Annotated in this window: 18 protein-coding genes; 14 read left to right on the top strand and 4 right to left on the bottom strand. The window is 65.9% G+C overall.

Going from position 1 to position 19,339, the window contains the following annotated elements; all coding sequences use genetic code 11:
• Window positions 1-4 precede the first annotated feature (4 nt).
• The 4 genes from AB2M62_RS00250 to AB2M62_RS00235 all read left to right on the top strand — a co-directional run bounded on the left by AB2M62_RS00250 (window position 5) and on the right by AB2M62_RS00235 (window position 3,407).
• Window positions 5-895 (top strand): F0F1 ATP synthase subunit gamma, encoded by an 891-nt coding sequence (locus tag AB2M62_RS00250; RefSeq protein ID WP_404336792.1) that lies wholly within the window; start codon window positions 5-7, stop codon window positions 893-895.
• Entirely contained in the window at window positions 895-1,497 is a 603-nt protein-coding gene (locus AB2M62_RS00245) for a hypothetical protein (protein WP_404336790.1), read from the top strand. Before AB2M62_RS00250 ends, AB2M62_RS00245 begins: the two co-directional genes overlap by 1 nt.
• An 18-nt stretch (window positions 1,498-1,515) precedes the next feature.
• Window positions 1,516-2,991 (top strand): F0F1 ATP synthase subunit beta, encoded by a 1,476-nt coding sequence (gene atpD, locus AB2M62_RS00240; RefSeq protein WP_404336788.1) that lies wholly within the window; start codon window positions 1,516-1,518, stop codon window positions 2,989-2,991.
• 164 nt (window positions 2,992-3,155) lie between these two features.
• A complete protein-coding gene (locus AB2M62_RS00235; protein ID WP_404336786.1) occupies window positions 3,156-3,407 on the top strand; it encodes an ATP synthase F1 subunit epsilon in 252 nt (83 codons plus the stop codon).
• Between the two features lie 27 nt (window positions 3,408-3,434).
• Here the strand turns inward: AB2M62_RS00235 and AB2M62_RS00230 are convergent, their stop codons facing one another.
• Window positions 3,435-3,890, bottom strand: coding sequence for a DUF6265 family protein (locus AB2M62_RS00230; RefSeq protein WP_404336784.1), 456 nt, complete (start codon window positions 3,888-3,890; stop codon window positions 3,435-3,437).
• 141 nt (window positions 3,891-4,031) lie between these two features.
• On the opposite strand from AB2M62_RS00230, the gene AB2M62_RS00225 reads away from it, so the two are divergent.
• The 5 genes from AB2M62_RS00225 to AB2M62_RS00205 all read left to right on the top strand — a co-directional run bounded on the left by AB2M62_RS00225 (window position 4,032) and on the right by AB2M62_RS00205 (window position 9,547).
• A complete protein-coding gene (locus tag AB2M62_RS00225; protein ID WP_404336782.1) occupies window positions 4,032-5,591 on the top strand; it encodes a CpaF family protein in 1,560 nt (519 codons plus the stop codon).
• A gap of 25 nt (window positions 5,592-5,616) precedes the next feature.
• A complete protein-coding gene (locus tag AB2M62_RS00220) occupies window positions 5,617-6,792 on the top strand; it encodes an aspartyl protease family protein (RefSeq protein WP_404336780.1) in 1,176 nt (391 codons plus the stop codon).
• Between the two features lie 250 nt (window positions 6,793-7,042).
• Window positions 7,043-7,858 (top strand): class I SAM-dependent methyltransferase, encoded by an 816-nt coding sequence (locus tag AB2M62_RS00215; protein WP_404336778.1) that lies wholly within the window; start codon window positions 7,043-7,045, stop codon window positions 7,856-7,858.
• 82 nt (window positions 7,859-7,940) lie between these two features.
• A complete protein-coding gene (locus tag AB2M62_RS00210) occupies window positions 7,941-9,011 on the top strand; it encodes a methyl-accepting chemotaxis protein (protein WP_404336776.1) in 1,071 nt (356 codons plus the stop codon).
• Window positions 9,012-9,247: 236 nt separating this feature from the next.
• A complete protein-coding gene (locus AB2M62_RS00205; protein ID WP_404340068.1) occupies window positions 9,248-9,547 on the top strand; it encodes a GIY-YIG nuclease family protein in 300 nt (99 codons plus the stop codon).
• Window positions 9,548-9,750: 203 nt separating this feature from the next.
• On the opposite strand, the gene phaR is transcribed toward AB2M62_RS00205, so the two are convergent.
• A complete protein-coding gene (gene phaR / locus AB2M62_RS00200; RefSeq protein ID WP_404336774.1) occupies window positions 9,751-10,311 on the bottom strand; it encodes a polyhydroxyalkanoate synthesis repressor PhaR in 561 nt (186 codons plus the stop codon).
• Window positions 10,312-10,385: 74 nt separating this feature from the next.
• Between phaR and AB2M62_RS00195 the strand changes: the two genes are divergently transcribed.
• The 3 genes from AB2M62_RS00195 to AB2M62_RS00185 all read left to right on the top strand — a co-directional run bounded on the left by AB2M62_RS00195 (window position 10,386) and on the right by AB2M62_RS00185 (window position 15,813).
• Window positions 10,386-11,390 carry an alpha/beta hydrolase gene (locus AB2M62_RS00195; RefSeq protein WP_404340066.1) on the top strand — a complete coding sequence of 335 codons (1,005 nt, stop codon included), beginning with the start codon at window positions 10,386-10,388 and terminating at the stop codon, window positions 11,388-11,390.
• Between the two features lie 37 nt (window positions 11,391-11,427).
• Window positions 11,428-12,603, top strand: coding sequence for an acetyl-CoA C-acetyltransferase (locus AB2M62_RS00190; RefSeq protein WP_404336773.1), 1,176 nt, complete (start codon window positions 11,428-11,430; stop codon window positions 12,601-12,603).
• A gap of 255 nt (window positions 12,604-12,858) precedes the next feature.
• Window positions 12,859-15,813, top strand: coding sequence for a TonB-dependent receptor plug domain-containing protein (locus AB2M62_RS00185; protein ID WP_404336772.1), 2,955 nt, complete (start codon window positions 12,859-12,861; stop codon window positions 15,811-15,813).
• Between the two features lie 170 nt (window positions 15,814-15,983).
• On the opposite strand, the gene AB2M62_RS00180 is transcribed toward AB2M62_RS00185, so the two are convergent.
• Window positions 15,984-17,009 carry an alanine racemase gene (locus AB2M62_RS00180; RefSeq protein ID WP_404336770.1) on the bottom strand — a complete coding sequence of 342 codons (1,026 nt, stop codon included), beginning with the start codon at window positions 17,007-17,009 and terminating at the stop codon, window positions 15,984-15,986.
• 10 nt (window positions 17,010-17,019) lie between these two features.
• Window positions 17,020-18,606: an MFS transporter gene (locus tag AB2M62_RS00175; protein ID WP_404336769.1), complete on the bottom strand. Its 1,587-nt coding sequence runs from the start codon at window positions 18,604-18,606 to the stop codon at window positions 17,020-17,022.
• A 109-nt stretch (window positions 18,607-18,715) separates the two neighbouring features.
• On the opposite strand from AB2M62_RS00175, the gene AB2M62_RS00170 reads away from it, so the two are divergent.
• Together AB2M62_RS00170 and AB2M62_RS00165 are read left to right on the top strand one after the other, a co-directional pair.
• Window positions 18,716-19,120, top strand: coding sequence for a cupin domain-containing protein (locus AB2M62_RS00170; RefSeq protein ID WP_404336767.1), 405 nt, complete (start codon window positions 18,716-18,718; stop codon window positions 19,118-19,120).
• 45 nt (window positions 19,121-19,165) lie between these two features.
• Window positions 19,166-19,339, top strand: a complete 174-nt coding sequence (locus tag AB2M62_RS00165; protein WP_404336765.1) for a hypothetical protein — start codon at window positions 19,166-19,168, stop codon at window positions 19,337-19,339.

The following is a 19,339-nucleotide window of genomic DNA, read 5'->3' as shown; positions in this document are numbered from 1 at the left end:
AGCGTTGGCCTCTCTCAAGGCACTCAAGGTTCGGATCAACTCGGTCAAATCGACCCAGAAGATCACCAAGGCGATGAAGATGGTCGCCGCCGCGAAGCTGCGCCGTGCGCAGGAAGCGGCGGAGGCCGGCCGTCCCTATGCGCAGCGCCTCGAAAGCGTCGTCGCGAGCCTCGCCTCGAAGGTGACGGTAAGCGAATCGTCGCCGAAGCTGCTCGCCGGCACCGGCAAGGACCAGGTGCATCTGTTCGTCGTCGCGACGTCGGACAAGGGCCTGGCCGGCGCGTTCAACACCAACATCGCCCGTCTCGCGCGCCGCCGCGCGCAGGAGCTGATCGCCCAGGGCAAGACGGTGAAGTTCTACACGATCGGCCGCAAGGGCCGCGCCGTGCTGAACCGCCTGTTCCCCAAGGACTTCCTCCATTCGATCGAGCCGGGCGACCTCGGCAAGCTCGGCTTCGCCGATACGCGCGGCTATGCCGACGATCTGATCGCGCGCTACGAGGCCGGCGAGTTCGACGTCGCGCATCTCTTCTATTCGCACTTCAAGTCGGTGCTCACCCAGGAGCCGACCGAGCAGCAGATCATCCCGGTCGCGCCGAGCTCGGTTCCCGAGGGCACGCCGACCAGCCAGGCGGCTCCCGCCGCGGTGATCTACGAGCCCGACGAGGAATCGATCCTCGCCGATCTGCTGCCGCGCAACGTCGCGATCCAGCTCTATCGCGCGATGCGCGAGAATGCGGCATCGGAACAGGGCAGCAAGATGACCGCGATGGATAACGCCACGCGCAACGCGGGCGATCTGATCAAGCGGCTGTCGATCCAGTATAACCGTGCCCGCCAGGCCGCGATCACCACCGAGCTGGTCGAGATCATTTCGGGCGCCGAAGCGCTCTGATGAATCGGGCGCTGCCCCTTTTGCTGGCCGCGGCCGCAACGCTTGGCGCGTGCAAACCTGCGGCGCAGGCACCGCAGCCGGCAGCGACGCCGAGCGCGACGGGCACGCCGCTGACCGTGGTGTTCGACAAGGGCTGGCCGCAATTCTGGGCCGATCCGGTCAATGCCGTCGACGTGCTGAACCGCACCGGCGCGCGGCTGGACGCCTATGCCGCCAAGGGCGCGGGCTACGAAGCCGAAGCCGTGCCCACCGCACTCGACTTCAAGACCACGCCCAAGCCCAACACCGCCTATATCACGGCGATCGGCACCAAGGGCCAGCTCGACGCGCTCCGCTATCGCCTCGATCTGCCGCAGCCCGATCAGGCGGCCAAGGCCGCCACGTCGCTGGGCGAGATGATCGTCAACAGCTTCCGCGTGCTGGGCCTCGCCGGCGCGCACGAAGTCGCCGGCGCGCTGAACGCGGGCAAGGACCTGACCGGCAAGGCCGAAGGCGCCGTCTATAGCGTCATCCGCCAGCCTGCGCCCGAACTGGGCGCCGGCGCCCAGCGCATTATCGTGACATTTTCCCGCCCCGGGGCTAGTGCCCCCGCCAACAGCTGACCGCCAAGGAAAGAAACAATGGCAACCGCCGCAGACACTCTCGCCCCGAAGGCGACCACCAACAATGTCGGCCGCATCTCGCAGGTCATCGGCGCCGTCGTCGACGTGTCGTTCGATGGTGGCGTGCTGCCGTCGATCCTTTCGGCGCTCGAGACCGATAACAATGGCCAGCGCCTCGTCCTCGAGGTTGCCCAGCACCTCGGCGAGAACACCGTTCGCACGATCGCAATGGACGCCACCGAGGGCCTGACCCGCGGCCAGTCGGTCACCGACACCGGTTCGCAGATTCGCGTCCCCGTCGGCCCCAAGACGCTCGGCCGCATCCTCAACGTCATCGGCGAGCCGATCGACGAGCGTGGCCCGGTCGGCGCCGAGACGACCTCGCCGATCCATGCCGAGGCGCCGCTGTTCGTCGACCAGTCGACCGACAGCTCGATCCTCGTCACCGGCATCAAGGTCATCGACTTGCTCGCACCCTATGCGAAGGGCGGCAAGATCGGCCTGTTCGGCGGCGCCGGCGTGGGCAAGACCGTGCTCATCCAGGAACTGATCAACAACATCGCCAAGGGCCATGGCGGCACCTCGGTGTTCGCGGGCGTCGGCGAGCGTACCCGTGAGGGCAACGATCTCTATCACGAGTTCCTCGACGCCGGCGTCATCGCCAAGGACGCCGACGGCAACGCGATCTCGGAAGGCTCGAAGGTCGCCCTCGTATACGGCCAGATGAACGAGCCGCCCGGCGCGCGTGCCCGCGTCGCGCTCTCGGGCCTGACGATCGCCGAATATTTCCGCGACGTCGAAGGCCAGGACGTGCTGTTCTTCGTCGACAACATCTTCCGCTTCACCCAGGCGGGCGCCGAAGTGTCGGCACTGCTCGGCCGCATTCCCTCGGCCGTGGGCTATCAGCCGACGCTGTCGACCGACATGGGCGCGCTGCAGGAGCGCATCACCTCGACCAACAAGGGCTCGATCACCTCGGTGCAGGCCGTGTACGTGCCCGCCGACGATCTTACCGATCCGGCGCCGGCCACGTCGTTCGCCCATCTGGACGCGACGACCGTGCTCAACCGCGCGATCTCGGAACTCGGCATCTATCCCGCAGTCGATCCGCTCGATTCGACCTCGCGCGTGCTCGAGCCGCGCGTCGTCGGCCAGGAGCATTACGAGACCGCCCGCGCCGTCCAGGCGATCCTGCAGAAGTACAAGTCGCTGCAGGACATCATCGCCATTCTCGGCATGGACGAGCTTTCGGAAGAGGATAAGCTGACTGTTTCGCGTGCGCGGAAAATCCAGCGCTTCCTCAGCCAGCCGTTCCACGTCGCCGAAGTGTTTACCGGCATCCCCGGCGCGTTCGTGCAGATCGAAGACACGATCAAGTCGTTCAAGGCGGTGGTGAACGGCGAGTATGATCACCTGCCAGAAGCCGCCTTCTACATGGTCGGCGGCATCGACGACGCGATCGCCAAGGCGCAAAAGCTGGCCGCCGACGCGTAAGACTGGACTGCTCCCCTCCCTGCAAGGGAGGGGCTGGGGGTGGGTGCGAGCGGCAGCGAGCCCTTCCACGCCATCCCCGAAAAGCGACGCCGGGGGCATCGAGCCCCCGCCGCCGCTGGACCCACCCCCTTCCCCTCCCTTGCAGGGAGGGGCTGGAGCTTGACATGCTGCACTTCGAACTCGTCACCCCCGAACGTCTCGTCCGCTCAGAGGACGTGCACATGGTCGTCGTCCCCGGCACCGAGGGCGATTTCGGCGTGCTCGAAGGCCATGCGCCGCTGATGTCGACGATCCGCGACGGCAATCTCGAAATCTACAAGACCGGCGCGATGGCGCCCGAGACGATCCGCATCGAAGGCGGCTTCGCCGAGGTCAACGAGCGCGGGCTGACCGTGCTCGCCGAAAAGGCCGACTGAGCGCTTTAGCCGCCGCTCGCCCGCCGATCAGTCGAGCGAGATATTGAGGTCGGCGCCGCGTCGACGGTACGCCCAGCGCCGCGGCTTGCCGCCGTCCGCCATCGATATCTCGGCCATCAAACGGCCTTGCTCGATCCAATAGCGGATGCGCTGCGGATAGTCGTGCGTCCGGTTCTCGAACGTTACTGCCTGCAGCTTGGGGTCAATCCGCACGGCCCGGAAATCGGCGGGCGATTGCCCCTTTGGCTCGGCGTGTAGGAACATCCCCGATTTGCCAGAACGGATACGCATCGTCTCGCCGATGGTGACGCCTCCGTCCTTCACCCGGCGCGCTTCCCCGCGCATGACTCCGCCGTCCATCGGCGCCCAGCTCTCGCACATATAGGCGCCGTTATCGGGTGCCGTGCACCAGGTTCCGACCAGCCAATCGAGTGGCCCGGCGGCCTGCGGCTGCGACAGCAGCAGCGCGAGCGAAGTCAGCATCGAGTCCTCCCCCTGCGAGCGTCTCATACGCGCCCTGCGCGCGCAACTGGCGCCGAATGACAGGCCCGCACGGGCTTTGGTTAGGCAATTCTAAAGGCTTGATCGCTAAACCTTATGGTCTCTGAGATTGCAGGTTTGTCGATGAGCGCTTTTGGACGACGCAACGGGTTGGGCGGGGGAACGGGCGGCAGGCCCGCTTTCGGTGTCGCGCGTCCCATGCAAGGCACCAGCGCCGCTTCGCGCCCCAACGATCCGCTGCCCGGTGGCGGCGGTGAGCAGTTCCCGCCGATCGGCAACGTGCCGCTTCCCGGTGCCGCCGCCGATCCGATGGAGCAGCGCGATCCGGCCGCGGGCAGCCTCGCCAACAGCGATGCGATGCAGCGCCTCGCCGATCGCCAGGCCCAGTCGGGCGATGCCGGCAATTCGCGCGTCGAGGGATTCGAGGCGTCGATCCACAAGATCAAGGAACAGGTGCTGCCGCGCCTGCTCGAGCGCGTCGATCCCGAGGCCGCGGCGACGCTCTCCAAGGACGAGCTCGCCGAGGAATTCCGCCCGATCATCGGCGAAGTGCTCGCCGAGCTGAAGCTCACCTTGAATCGCCGCGAGCAGTTCGCGCTCGAAAAGGTGCTGGTCGACGAATTGCTCGGCCTCGGGCCGCTCGAAGAGCTGCTCAGCGACCCGGCGATCTCGGACATCATGGTCAACGGCCCCGAGCAGACCTTTGTCGAGCGCAAGGGCAAGCTCGAGCTCGCCAACATCAATTTCCGCGACGAGGAGCATCTGTTCCAGATCGCGCAGCGCATCTGCAACTCGGTCGGCCGCCGCGTCGATCAGACCACCCCGCTCGCCGACGCCCGCCTCAAGGACGGCAGCCGCGTCAACGTCATCGTGCCACCGCTCTCTTTGCGCGGCACCGCGATCTCGATCCGTAAATTCTCCGCCAAGCCGATCACCATCGACATGATGGCCAAGGGCGGATCGATGTCCGAGAAGATGGCGACCGCATTGAAGGTCGCCGGCGCCAGCCGCTTCAACATCGTCATCTCGGGCGGCACCGGCTCGGGCAAGACGACGATGCTCAATGCGCTCTCGAAGATGATCGATCCCGGCGAGCGCGTGCTGACGATCGAGGACGCGGCCGAGCTCCGCCTGCAGCAGCCGCACTGGCTGCCGCTCGAAACCCGCCCGCCCAACCTCGAGGGCCAGGGCGAGATCACCATCCGCGATCTCGTCAAGAACTCGCTGCGTATGCGCCCCGACCGCATCATCCTCGGCGAAATCCGCGGATCGGAGTGTTTCGATCTGCTCTCGGCAATGAACACCGGCCATGACGGCTCGATGTGCACGCTCCACTCCAACTCGCCGCGCGAATGCCTGGGCCGTATGGAGAACATGGTGATGATGGGCGACATCAAGATGCCCAAGGAAGCGATCAGCCGCCAGATCGCCGACTCGGTCGACCTCATCGTCCAGGTCAAGCGCCTGCGCGACGGTTCGCGCCGCGTGACCAACATCACCGAAGTGATCGGCATGGAAGGCCCGGTGATCGTCACCCAGGAGCTGTTCAAGTTCGAATATCTCGACGAGAGCGCCGACGGCAAGATCATCGGCGAGTATCGCTCGATGGGCCTGCGCCCCTATACGCTCGACAAGGCCAAGCAATATGGCTTCGATCAGGCGCTGCTCGAGGCGTGCCTCTGATCCTGTGACCGGCTAGGGTCGGCGCATGCTGCTGCTCCTGCCCCTAGCCTTGTCCAGCGCGACGCCCGCCGGCCCGCCGCAAAAGACGGTCGCGCAGAAGAGCGAGACCGTCCTCACCCCCGATACCGAAGCGCGCTGGGTGCCTTTCGAGGTCACCGCCGGCAACCAGCTCCGCTTCGCCGCGCAGGTCGACGGCGTGCCCGCGCGCGGCGTGCTCGACACCGGGCTCAGCGACACCATCGTCACCGCGCGCTTCGCCAGGACGCTCGCGCTCAAATCGGTGCACCGCGAACAGGCAACCGCGATCGGCGGCAGCGTCACGCTCGACTGGGCGGCGCTCAAGAGCCTGTCGTTCGGCGGGCTCCAGCGGCGCGGCGGGCGCGTCGGCATTGCCGGCGCCGGCGGCGAAGCGCGGTTCGAGGCCGACATCTTCATCGGTGCCGACGTGCTCGGCTGCTGCGCGCTCGAAATCGATTATGACGCGCGCCGCTTCCGCCTTCTCCGCAGCGGCCGCATGCCGTTAACCGGGACCACCGCGCCGCTCAGCCGCGCGCGACCCTCCGGCGTGTTCCTCTCCGAAGTCACGCTCGGCGGCCGGCGGCTGCGCCCGGTGATCCTCGATACCGGCGACGGCTCTTCGGTGACGCTCACCCGCAGCGCCTGGGGCTCTACCGGCGCGCGCGGCGTCGCGGTCACCACCACGCTCGGCTGGGGCGTCGGCGGCGCGCTGGTCAGCGATGTGGCGATCGTACCGGGCCTCGGCCTTGCCGGCGTCGCCCCGCCCGAGACCGAGGTGCGGATCGAGGACGACAAGGGCTATTCGGCGCGCGTCGGCGCCGCCGGGCGGATCGGCAACGGGCTGTTGGGGCGCTTCCACGTGCTGCTCGATCCCAGCGCGGGGCGACTGGTGGTCAGCCCCGGTACGGCGCGCGACGCCGCGCCGCCGCGCTCGACCAGCGGACTGCTTCTCGGCGCCGCCGCGGACCAACTCCGCGTTCTGCACGTCATGCGCGGATCGCCCGCCGCGCTTGCCGGCTGGCGCGAAGGCGAGACGATCTGCGCGGTCGACGGCGTCGCCGTGCCGCAACTCGTTGCGCGCGGCGATGCGATCGGCTGGGGCGCGAGAGCCCCCGGCATGATCGTCCGCCTCACTTTATGCGATGGCCGCGAGCGCAGCCTGACGCTCAGACGCTTCTATTGAGGCAGGTTGAACGCGATGCTCGCCATCAGGAAGGCCGCGAGCAGCGCGAGCAACTGGACCAGCGTCCAGGGCATGAATCCCACGCGATCCATGTCACGGCGCTTGCGCCGGCGATGTTCGCCAAACCCGCTTGCCACCGCCACACCGAGCGCAGCGACCGCTCCGCCCCATAATTGTTGTTGCATCGTTTCAAAAATCTCCCACACCGGCGTACGTGCTGTAACAATGCCGATCTAGGCAGGGAATTCACATGCGCCAGCCCTTACCCGTTCTTGCCGTGCTCAGCATCGCCGTCGCCAGCGTCGCCGCAGGCGAACCGCAAACTCAGCGTCACGCGATCCAGGAGGCGGTGTCCGCCTCGACGCGCAGTCCGGCCAGTGTCGCGCGCGACTCGTATCGCCATCCGGTCGAGACGCTGAGCTTCTTCGGCGTCAAGCCGGGCCAGACCGTGGTCGAAATCTGGCCGGGCGGCGGCTGGTACACCCAGATCCTCGCCCCGCTCGTCCGCGGGCATGGCACGCTGTACGCAGCCGCGCTCTGGCCGGGCGAGCTCGACGCGATCAAGGCCCTCCAGGCCAAGGACGCCGGCACCTATGGCGCGATCAAGCTCGCGGCATTCCCGGCAGAAGCCGGCCAGCCCAAGGTCCCCGATGGCAGCGCCGACGCTGTGCTCACCTTCCGCAACATCCACAATTGGCGGATGGGCGAACGCGCCGAGGGCGAGGGGCCGGACTATGCGCCGGCGGCATTCGCCCAGATGTTCGCGATGCTCAAGCCCGGCGGCATCCTCGGCATCGAGGAACATCGCCTGCCCGAAAACGCCAGCGCCGAGCGCGAGAAGACCAGCGGCTATCTCAAGGTCTCGACGGTCCGCCGTCTCGCCGAAGCTGCCGGCTTCAAGTTCGTCGCCGCGTCCGAGGTCAATGCCAATCCGCGCGACACCGCCGGCTGGCCCAAGGGCGTGTGGACGCTGCCGCCCAGCTATGCGCTGAAGGATGTCGATCGCGCCAAATATGCCGCGATCGGCGAGAGCGACCGGATGACGCTCAAGTTCCGCAAGCCATGAACGCCGCACTCGCATAATTTAAGTGCATGATTCGCGGCGCTTGCACGCGGCGTTAACCATTTGGCGGCTAGCGTCCAAAGCCATGCCGCGCCGCATCCGATCCTTGCTGTCCGTTCTTCGCGATGAAGTCGACGGCTATGCCAATAGCAGCGAGGAAATCGCCGCGCGGACCAACCTGCTCGCGCTCAATGCCGCGATCGAGGCGGCACGATCGGGCGAGGCCGGCCGCGGCTTCTCGGTCGTCGCCCAGGAAGTGAAGGCGCTCGCGCAGCAGGCACGCGCCGCGTCCCATGAATTCCGCTCCGAAGTCCGCGAACGGCTCGCGCTCGGCGCCAGCATCGCCGACGAGATGGTCGGCGAAATCGAAGGCACGCGGCTGGTCGAGCTCGCCCAGGCGCTGATCCAGAACGTCACGCGCCATCTCTATGGCCGCAGCGTCGACCTGCGACTGATGGCGTCCGACGCCGAGATCGTCGCCGCGATGCTCGATCCCACCCCCGAAAAGCTCGCCGTGGCCCAGGAACGACTGGCGATGTTCGCGGGCATTTCGCCTTATTATCTCAATGCGTTCGTCGCCGATCGCGACGGCCGGATCATCCTTTCGTCGGACCCGCACGCGCGCGTGCGCCAGACCAATGTCGCCAACGCACCGCAATATCTGAAGGCGATGGCCAGCACTCGGCGCGACCAGTGGTTCACCGATGCCGTCTGGCAGAATCCCTGGTCCGATCACCGCGCCGTGCTGGTCTTCGTCACCGGCATCCGCGCGCCCGGCCATGAGGGCCTGCCGGTCGGCGCCTTCTATCTCGAATTCGACTGGGAAGGGCATATGCCCGCGATCATTTCGGACCGCTCGCTGTTCGGCGAGAAGGACTGGTCGCACACCCGGATCAGCATCGTCGACGAAGCCGACCGCGTCGTCGCCGATTCGCAGGGCACGCGCTATGGCGAGACCGTCGCGCTGCCGCCGCACGCCGTGCGCGGCGCCGAAGTCCGCGGCGATTCGACGATCGCGTTCGCGACGGCGGTCGATTATCACGGCTTTGGCGGGCTGGGCCTGCGCTGCGTGATCGAGCAGAAAATGCCCAGCGTGCAGGATATCGAAGCCGCGCTGGGCGGCCTGCGCGGCGCCCGCGCTCACTCCATTCGCTAGTATCGGGTCGTGAACCCATAACCGACCGCGTTCGGGGCGAGCCTCGAACGTCCGAGATCGGGTGGGAAGCGGACGTTTATTTTCGTGGGTGCGAACGTCCGCAACTGGGGCGTTAGCTGGCTGGCAGCGCTTGTTTCAACCGTCGCACCGCTGAACGTCGGAAATTGGTGAATAGCGGCCCCTTCTCTTCGTCCCCCCGGCTTGACCCGGGGTCCCGCTTCTTCTGTCCTTTCGATATGGATCACGAAGGTCGAGGCGGCTGGGTCTATATCATGGCGGATCGCTACCGCGGGACGCTATATGTGGGCGTGACCGTGAACCTCGCGGCACGCGTCCATCAGCATCGCACCGGTGACGGGTCGGATTTCTGCCGCCGTTATGCGCTGGATCGGCTCGTCTGGGCCGAACAAGCGGCCTCGATCACCGATTGCATCGCGCACGAAAAGCGCCTGAAGAGATGGCGCCGCGAATGGAAGTTCGCCCTGGTCGAAGGCATGAACCCCGAGTGGCATGATTTATTCGATCGTCTCGCCTGACGCCAGAAGAAGCGGGACCCCGGGTCAAGCCCGGGGTGACGCGTGGTTGGCCAATGTCCTCTAGTGGGCCGCTTCCTGCCAGTCCGCTTTACGAGTCTACGCCCTAGCCCTTCTCGGTTCCCGGCGAAGGACGGGAGCAGCTAGGTCACCAAATCCACCGACTGTCGAAGCTGCTAAGGGCCGCCGCACGGACGGCCCCGGACTTATTTCGCCAGCTTTTCGATCTTGTCCTGCAGCCGGGCGAGCTCGGCCTTGAGCGCCGAGACGTCGTCGCCGGTCTCGGCGGCAGGCGCCGCCGCCGGGGTCAGGCCAGGCACGCTGCCGGGCTTGAATGCCTCGGCCGCGGCTTCGAACATCGCCATGTTGCGCTTGGCCATCTCGGCAAAAGGCGAGTTGGCGAAGGCGCCCTCGACCGCCGACTTGAACTGTTCCTGGTTGCGGCGGAAGCTGTCCATCGATGCTTCGAGATAGCCCGGCACCATCGCCTGCATCGAATCGCCATAGAGCGCGATCAGCTGGCGCAGGAAATTGACCGGCAGCATCGTCTGCCCGCGCGATTCCTCTTCCATGATGATCTGCGTCAGCACGTTATGGGTGATGTCGTCCTCGGTCTTGGCATCGACGACCTTGAAGTCGCGGCCCTCGCGCGTCATCGCTGCGAGATGGTCGAGCGTGATGTAGGACGAAGTTTCGGTGTTGTAGAGGCGCCGGTTCGCATATTTCTTGATGATGACCGGGCCCGTACCGGGCGCTGCTTTTTTCATGTGGACCCCCACGCGTGACTGACGCACACCTAACACCGTTTTCCGCATCGCAACAAGGGCCTCGCCCTTTACCTCTGTTTTTGGAACTGCTGCGCAGCGAAACTGCAACATCGCCCGAGCGCCGCACCGCGGCATTGGCCGGCTTGCGCGCCTATCAGGAGGCCGATCGCCCCGCCCCGCGCGCGCCCAAGCCGGTGGTGGCGCAGGCCGGCCGGGCGGTGCTGCGCGATTATGGCGCGCGCGGGCGGCCGGTGGTGTTCGTCCCGTCGATCATCAATCCGCCGCTGGTGCTCGATCTCGCCCGCGGCAATTCGCTGCTCCGTTGGCTCGCGCGCCAGGGCCTGCGGCCGCTGCTCGTCGATTGGGGTACGCCGACGCCCGAGCATCGCGGCGAAGACGCCACGGCGCATGTCGAGCAGTTGCTGCTGCCGCTGCTGCGCAGCCTCGATCGCGCGCCCGCGCTGGTCGGCTATTGCCTGGGCGGGACGCTGGCGCTGGGCGCCGCCGCTGCGCTGCCGGTCGCCGGCGTCGCGACGATCGCGGCGCCCTGGCACTTCGCCGGTTATGGCGACTCGCTCGATCCGATCTCGGCGCTGTGGGACGAGGCGCATGCCACGTGCGAGGCGCTGGGGGTGGTGCCGATGGAAGTGCTCCAGGCCGGCTTCTGGCAGCTCGATCCCAAGCGCACGGTCGCCAAGTTCGAGCGCTTCGCGCGGCTGGAGCCCGGCAGCGAAGCGGCGCGCGCCTTCGTCGCGCTCGAGGATTGGGCCAATGGCGGCGCGCCGCTGCCTTTTGCCACCGGGCGCGAGCTGTTCGACGAGTTCTTCGTCGCCGATCGGCCCGGCGCCGGGCGCTGGCGGATCGAGGGCCACGCCGTCGATCCGGCGGCGCTCGCCTGCCCCAGCTTGTCCTTTGTCTCGACCACCGATCGCATCGTCCCGGCCGCCAGCGCGCCGCGGCTCGCCGAGACCCGCAATCTCTCCACCGGCCATGTCGGCATGGTCGTCGGCGGGCGCGCCCGCGCGCAGCTCTGGCAACCGCTGGCGGACTGGCTAACCGCGCTTCCCGCCACTAGATAGCGCGCAACGATCAAAAGAACCCGCAGGAGCCCCATCGATGACCGACGTCGTGATCACCGCCGCCAAGCGTACCCCCGTGGGCAGCTTTCTCGGCGCCTTCGCCGCCACGCCCGCGCACGAGCTTGGCCGCGTCGCGATCGAGGCCGCGCTCGAACAGGCCGGGGTGAAGGGCGAAGAGGTCAGCGAAGTGATCCTCGGCCAGGTGCTCACCGCGGCGCAGGGCCAGAACCCGGCGCGCCAGGCGTCGATGGCGGCGGGCGTGCCCAAGGAAGTCCCTGCCTGGGGCGTCCAGCAGGTGTGCGGCTCGGGGCTGCGCGCCGTCGCGCTCGCCTATCAGGCGATCGCCACCGGCGACGCCACGATCGTCGTCGCGGGCGGGCAGGAATTGATGTCGATGTCCACCCACGCCCAGTCGCTGCGCCCCGGCACCAAGATGGGCGATGTCAGCCTGGTCGACACGATGATCAAGGACGGCCTGACCGACGTGTTCAACGGCTATCACATGGGCATCACCGCAGAGAATCTCGCCGAGCAATATCAGGTCACTCGCGCCGAACAGGACAGTTTCGCTGTCGCCAGCCAGAACAAGGCGGAGGCCGCGCGCGCGGCGGGCAAGTTCAAGGACGAGATCGCGCCGGTGACGATCAAGGGTCGCAAGGGCGACACCGTGGTGTCCGACGACGAATATATCCGTGCCGGCGCGACGCTCAATTCGGTCTCGGGCCTGCGTCCGGCGTTCAAGAAGGACGGCACCGTCACGGCCGCCAACGCCTCGGGCCTCAACGACGGCGCCGCCGCGCTGGTGATGATGCGCCGCGAGGAAGCCGAGAAGCGCGGCGCGCCGATCCTCGCCACGATCAAGAGCTGGGCCTCGGCCGGCGTCGATCCGTCGATTATGGGCATCGGACCGGTGCCCGCATCGCGCAAAGCGCTCGAAAAGGCTGGCTGGACGATCGCCGATTTGGACCTCATCGAAGCCAACGAAGCCTTTGCCGCACAAGCACTTTCGGTCGGCAAGGAGCTCGGCTGGGACGCAGCAAAGGTCAATGTCAACGGCGGCGCAATCGCCATCGGCCACCCGATCGGCGCGAGCGGCGCACGCGTGCTGACCACGCTGCTCTACGAGATGCAGAAGCGCGATGCGAAAAAGGGACTGGCGACTCTGTGCATCGGCGGCGGCATGGGCATCGCAATGTGCGTCGAACGGGGATGAAATCGAGCCGAGTTGGTGTGCCATCACACCAACTCGGTTTCTGAATGTTGCATTAACGGGGGTTTGCGAGAAATTATCGCACGCATCTGTCACATCATCGCAACAGTCGTGCAAAAAACCGAATATGCTTTGCTAATGTAACTTGTCTGCACCGCTGCACTGCGGCGTGATTGGCCCTTCAGGCATTCCGCCTGGGTTAGGGGCTCGTCAATGAAATTATCTTGCCTTCTAGGCGCAACCGCGCTCGCAGGCTCCTTGCTGCTTACGCCGTCGATGGCGTTCGCGCAGGTGACCACTACTTCCGACGATGCCAGCGTGACTGTTGCTCAGGACGAAACGTCTGCAAATGACGGAGAGAATAGCGCGATCGTCGTCACTGGTTCGCGCATTCGCCGCGACGAATTTTCCGCCGCCGAGCCGATCACGGTAATTGGCAAGGAGGAGATCACCCAGGCTGGCTTCGCCAGCGTGACCGACGCGCTTCAGAGCAATGCGATCACCCAGGGCACCTCGCAGATCAACAATGCCTATGGCGGCTATGTTACCGATGGCGGCACGGGCGCCAACACGCTCGGCCTTCGTGGCCTCGGGCCCAATCGCACGCTGATCCTGCTCAACGGGCGTCGCCTTGCGCCGGGCGGGTCGCGCGGTTCTCTGCTGTCCCCCGATCTTAACGTGCTGCCCACCGCAATCGTCGACCGTGTCGAAGTGCTGAAGGCCGGGGCTTCGTCGGTCTACGGTTCGGACGCAGTCGCGGGCGTCGTAAACATCATCACCGATCAAAAGCTGCGCGGGCTCCAGCTCGATGCGCAGGTAAACCTTCCCGAAGTCGGCGCCGGAGTCGATCGCCGCTACGCTGCCACCTTTGGCGTGGATGCCGATCAGCTCAGCGTGATTGGCTCGGTCGAATATCGCAAGCGCGAGCAACTGTCGCTTAACGACAGCAAGTTCTTCAAATGCCCGATCGGGGGATTTCTCGACGGAGAGGGTAGCGCCTTCGGCTCGGGCGACGTGTACTCACCGGATGATCCGCGAGCCTGCTTCACCCTCGACAATGGCGGCGTGACCATCAATACGCTTGGTCTGCCGACGCGCAACGCGATCGGCCGTACGAGCGGCACCGTCGGCCGGTTCAACCGCTTCGTACCCGCGCCGGGCGTCACCACCGGGCCGTTTCCGGGCTATCTCGGTGTCGGCACCTATGACCGCGACACCTTCGATCCGCAGTCGCAGGAAGAACCGCTGATCACCGGCGTGGAAACCTACACCGGCTATTTGAACGCCACTTACAAGTTCGGCAATTCGGAAGTTTATGGCGAGTTGCTGGCGACCCGACGCAAGTCGTCCTCACCGCTGTATCGCCAGCTTTCGCTCGATTATCTGCAGGGCAGCCCGCTGCTTCCGGCGGAGATTCGTGATGGCGTATTCGCGAACCCTACCGTCACCTCCAGCGGCCGTAACATCGCAGCGCGCGCATTCATCGGCTATGGTCTGACATCGTCAGACCAGAAGGTCGACTATGTCCGTGCGTCGGCCGGCGTTCGTGGCGACTTCCTCTTCAACGAATGGCGCTACGACGCCTATATCGGCAAGTCGTGGAACGACGCGACCTATGCGACCGAATTGTTCCTGAGCGATCGCCTCGCCAACTCGCTGAACGTAGTGGCGAATGGCAACGGCACCTTCAGCTGCGCGAGCGCGGCATCTAACCCGACCTGCGTTGCCGCGCCGGCGCTCAGCGCGGCCGTAATCGGCGGACAGCTCCCCAGCGCGTTCCGTGACTATATCGTCGACAATACCGTCGGCGTGACCCAGTTCCGCGAAACCACGGTATCGTTCAATGTCGATGGTCCGCTTTTCGCTCTGCCGGGGGGTGACGTGCAGCTCGCCCTTGGTGCCGAGTATCGCAAGCAGTCCATCAACGACCAGCCCGATGCCAACTCGATCGCGGGCAATCTGTTTGGCCTGACGGCGGCCACTCCGACGGTGGGCTCCGACAACGTCAAGGAAGGCTATGGCGAGATCTATCTGCCGCTGCTCTCCGACAAGCCGTTCTTCTACCGGCTCAACGTGACCGGATCGGCGCGCTACACGGATTATGCGTCCTACGGATCTGACGTGACTTACAAGATTGCAGGCGAGTGGGAGTTGTTCCGCGGGTTCGGTATCCGTGGCAGCTATGGCACATCCTATCGTGCACCGGCGCTGGCGGAACAGTATCTGGGCGCAACCAGCGGCTTCCTCGGCTCCAATAACGATCCATGTAGCGCGCTGCCCGCGGCGGGCGATCAATCCCCCAATCAGCAGATCCTCGCGCGCAACTGCGCCTCGATCGGTCTTCCAGCCGATTTCGAGCAACGTAACGGCATCACGACCTTCCGCGTCGGCGGGGCGGAAGCCGGCCTGAGCGCCGAAACTTCGAAGAACTGGACGGTTGGTGCAGTCCTCAACCCGCGCCTTCCGGATTCGGTGGGCTCGCTGTCGCTCTCGCTCGACTATTTCAATATAAAGGTCGAAAATGGCGTGTCTGACCTCAGCGCGGCAACCATCCTCGGCCGCTGCTATGGAGCGGCTAATTTCGACCCGACGGCCGGCTTCTGTCGCTTCGTGACCCGTGACGCCAATCAGGCTCTCAGCGTGACGAGCAGCTTCGTCAATCTGTCGGAAAATATCGTCAAGGGCTTCGAGTTCAACGGTCGCTACGCACGCAATCTGTTCGGCGGACGCCTTACGCTAAATGCCAGCGTGACTAAGTTCACTGAGCAGTCGACCCGCCTGTTCCCCGAGGAATTCCTGACCAATTCCAACGGCATCCTGACATCGCCGGACTGGTCGGGCACCTTCGATGCCAAGTACGCGATTGGCCCGGTGACTATCCGCTACGGTCTCGATTGGACTGATGGCGATCATAACAAGACTTACGAATATTTTGCGTACGACAATCTGACCGGACAAGTCGATCCCGACACTCTGCAGGATTACAAGGACAACTATTATCTGGAAGCAAACTCTTACTTCCTGCATTCGTTGTCCGTGCAGTTCAACGTGGCAAAGCAGTATCAGCTCACGATTGGCGCTCGCAACCTGCTCAACACGGCACCCCCGAAGATCACTGCGATCGGCTTCTCCACGGCTGGAAATGCCCCGCTCTATTCGGGCTACGACTATGTAGGTCGTACGCTGTTCGCGAATCTGAACATCAAGTTCTGATCCGGACTGTGTCGACCGTCCAACGATCTACAGATCGGCAATATCGTCTGGGCGCGCGCTCTTCGTGAGCTCCAGCGTGACCTCTGATGGTATCGGCTTGAAACGTCGATAAAAAATTGGCCGGCAGATTCCGATCTGCCGGCCAATTTTCAGTTCGACACTCGAAGGCCTCAGCCCCACACCCGATCGAACCGCGCGCCCAGCCCGGTCAGCAGCTCATATTGCGAAAGCCCGCTCAGCGCCGCGGTCGCGGGCAGGTCATAGGCGATCGACACCCAGTCGCCCTCGGCCAGTTCCGGCGCCGCCTCGACGCAGATCGCAGTGAGGTCCATCGAGACGCGGCCGAGCACCGGCAGCGTCGCGTCTCCCGCAAGCGCCTGCCCGCGCCCGGAGAAACAGCGCAGATAGCCGTCGGCATAGCCCAGGTTGAGCACCGCGACTTCGATATCGCGCGGTGCGGTGAAGGTCGCATTGTACCCCACTGTCTCGCCCGCACGCACCCGGCGGCGCTGGAGGATCTGCGCCTGCGGGGTGACGACCTGGCGGATCGCGGCGTGTTCGGCACGCTGGACGCCGCCATAGAGGGCGATTCCCGGCCGCGTGAGATCGAAACGATAGTCCGGCCCCAGCGCGATGCCCGCCGAATTGGCGAGGCTCATCCGCTTCGCGCCGGTCAGGCCGCGCAGCGCCGCGAAGGCGTCGCGCTGACGGGCATTGAGCGGGACATCCGCGTCGGCAGCGGCGAGGTGGCTCATCAGGGTGTCGATCGCCAGTCCGTCGAGCAGCCCGTCGGCGATGTCCTGCGCGGAGATGCCCAGCCGGTTCATCCCGGTATCGACCATCACGTCGCACGGGCCGCCGCCGGCGTCGCGCCAGCGCGCGACCTGTCCGGCAGTGTTGAGCACCGGCCGGGCATGCGGCGGCCGATCGGCCATGTCGGCATCGCGCACGCCGTGGAGCACCGAAACCGCCACGCCGAGATCGCCAAGCTCGGCCGCCTCGCGCCAGGTCGCGACAAAGAAGTCGCGGCATCCCGCTTGCGCCAGCCGCTCGACCACGCCGCGCGCGCCGAGCCCATAGCCGTTCGCCTTGACCGCAGCGCCGCAGGCCGCGCTGCCGCTCAGCCCGGCGAGCGTCCGCCAGTTCGAGACAAGGGCATCGGAATCGAGGCGGAGACGAAGCGGCGCGAAAGTCATGCCTGCGCGACTAGCTCCCCCGGCGCGCGGGCGCCACCGTCTCCTTCAATCCGAACAGCGTGACCAGCAGCGCCATCGCCACCACCGCGAAGGTATACCACAGTCCGGCATAGGGATTGCCGGTGCGCGCGACGACATATTGGCTGATCAGCGGCAGGAAGCCGCCGAAATAGCCGGTGCCGACATGATAGGGGATCGACATCGAGCTGTAGCGGATACTCGGTGGAAACATCTCTGAGAGCAGCGCCGCCACCGGGCCATAGGTCGCGCCGGAAAGCGCCATCAGGCACAGCATCGCGAGCACGATCATCGCGATGTTGCCCGGCGAGGGCACGACGTGGCCGATCGGATAGCCTGCCGCCTGCAGCGCAGTGTCGAGCGCCTCGGGACGGGTATCCTCCACTGGAACGCCACCGATCGACACGCTCACCACAGGCGCCCGTACCGTCTTGTAAGCCACGCCTTTTCGCGAGAAGTGATCGAGCACCTGGCCGCATTCATCGCGCTGCCTGGTCGTGAAGGGATCGTAGCGGCAGTGCAGCCCAGAGACGATCACCGGCGCCCGCCGCGCCGCCTCGGCCAGCCCGGGATTGGCGGCGCTGCCGATCACCCAGAACAACGGAAACAGCAGCACCAGGGTGAGCGCATAGCCGATCACGATCGGCTTCTTGCGCCCGACTCGGTCCGACAGCCGCCCGAACAGCACGAAGAACACTGTTCCCAGCAGCGCCCCGCCGCCGGTGATCAATTGCGCGGCAGTGGGGTCGAGCCGCATCGGCCCCGAAAGAAACGACAGTACCGAGAACATCGCAGTGTACCAGATCACCGTCAGCCCCGCCGCGATGCCGAACAGCGCGACGAGCAGCCGCTTCCAGTTGCCCGGATAGGTGAAGCTCTCGACGAACGGATTGCGCGCAGTCTCGCCGGCTTCCTTGATCGCCTGGAACACCGGGCTCTCGGAAAGCTTGAGCCGCATCCACAACGACACGGCGAGCAGCACGATCGAGAACAGGAACGGCGCACGCCAGCCCCACGCCATCCATACGTCGCCGAGCAGCAGCTTGGCCGTGAGCACCACAGCGAGGCTGAGCACGAAGCCGCCGACCACGCTCGCCTGGATGAAGCTGGTGTGGAAGCCGGCCCGGCCAGCGCGCGAATGTTCGGCGACATAGATCGCCGCCCCGCCATATTCGCCGCCCAACGCCAGCCCCTGGAGGATGCGCAATACGATGATCGTGATCGGTGCTGCCGCCCCGATCACCGCATAGCCGGGCACCAGCCCCAGCCCCGCGGTGGCGAGCCCCATCAGCGTGATCGTGACGAGGAAGGTGTATTTGCGCCCCAGCCGATCGCCGAGATAGCCGAACAGCACCGCACCGAGCGGCCGAAAGCCGAACCCGACCGCGAAGGTCGCCCAGGCGAGCAACGTCTCGAGCAAGGCGTTGCCCGCCGGGAAGAAAGTCGAGCCGATGATCCCCGAGGTCGTCAGTGTCCCGAAGATGAAGAAGTCATACCATTCGAAGATCGTGCCCAGCGACGAGGCGCCGATCACCAGGCGCATTTCCTTCGCACTGGGCTCTGCTGCTGCGGTCGCCATTCGGTCTCCCCTTTGGCGCGGGTGTAGCGCGCTCTTGCCCCACGGCAAGAGAGGAGCGATCCTCCTGCTCGCTGGTTACCACGTCCAGACCAGAAGACGGAGGCGGCATATGCACATTCAACGCAGTGGTTCGAAGCCCTCGGCATCCGGCTCGGCCGAGTATTTTACCGGCACCGTGCGGCTCGACATGCCCTTCCAGCGCGAGACGCCGGCCCGGCTGGGCGGCGCGATCGTGACGTTCGAGGCCGGCGCGCGCACCGCCTGGCACACCCATCCGCTCGGCCAGACACTGATCGTCACCGCGGGGTTGGGCTGGGCACAGCGCGAAGGCGGCCCCAGGGAAGAGATTCGCCCCGGCGACATCATCTGGTTCGACCCCGGCGAGCGCCACTGGCACGGCGCGACCGACACCAGCGCGATGACCCATATCGCCATTGCCGAAGCGCAGGATGGCAAGGCGGTCGATTGGCTGGAGCAGGTCAGCGATGCCGACTATCTCGATGCGGGCGATTGACGGCTGCGGCGAAGCGGGGGAAACGCGGCACGTCAAGGAGTCACCATGAACCGCCGACTGCTCGCCGTTTTCCCCGCCGCGCTCGTTCCCGCCACGATCATCGCAGCTGGAAAGCTGCACCTGCCCAATGCACTGTTCGGGGCGATCATCGGCGTGCTGATCGGCCTGGCGCTGGTCGCGCTGCTCGCCCCGCGCCGCTGCCCGCCCTCGCCGGCCTGA

It is taken from the genome of Sphingomonas sp. MMS12-HWE2-04 (assembly GCF_044881185.1).
Classification (GTDB): domain Bacteria; phylum Pseudomonadota; class Alphaproteobacteria; order Sphingomonadales; family Sphingomonadaceae; genus Sphingomonas.
Note: the sequence above shows the minus strand (reverse complement) of the source record. Positions and strands in the feature narration are given on the sequence as shown.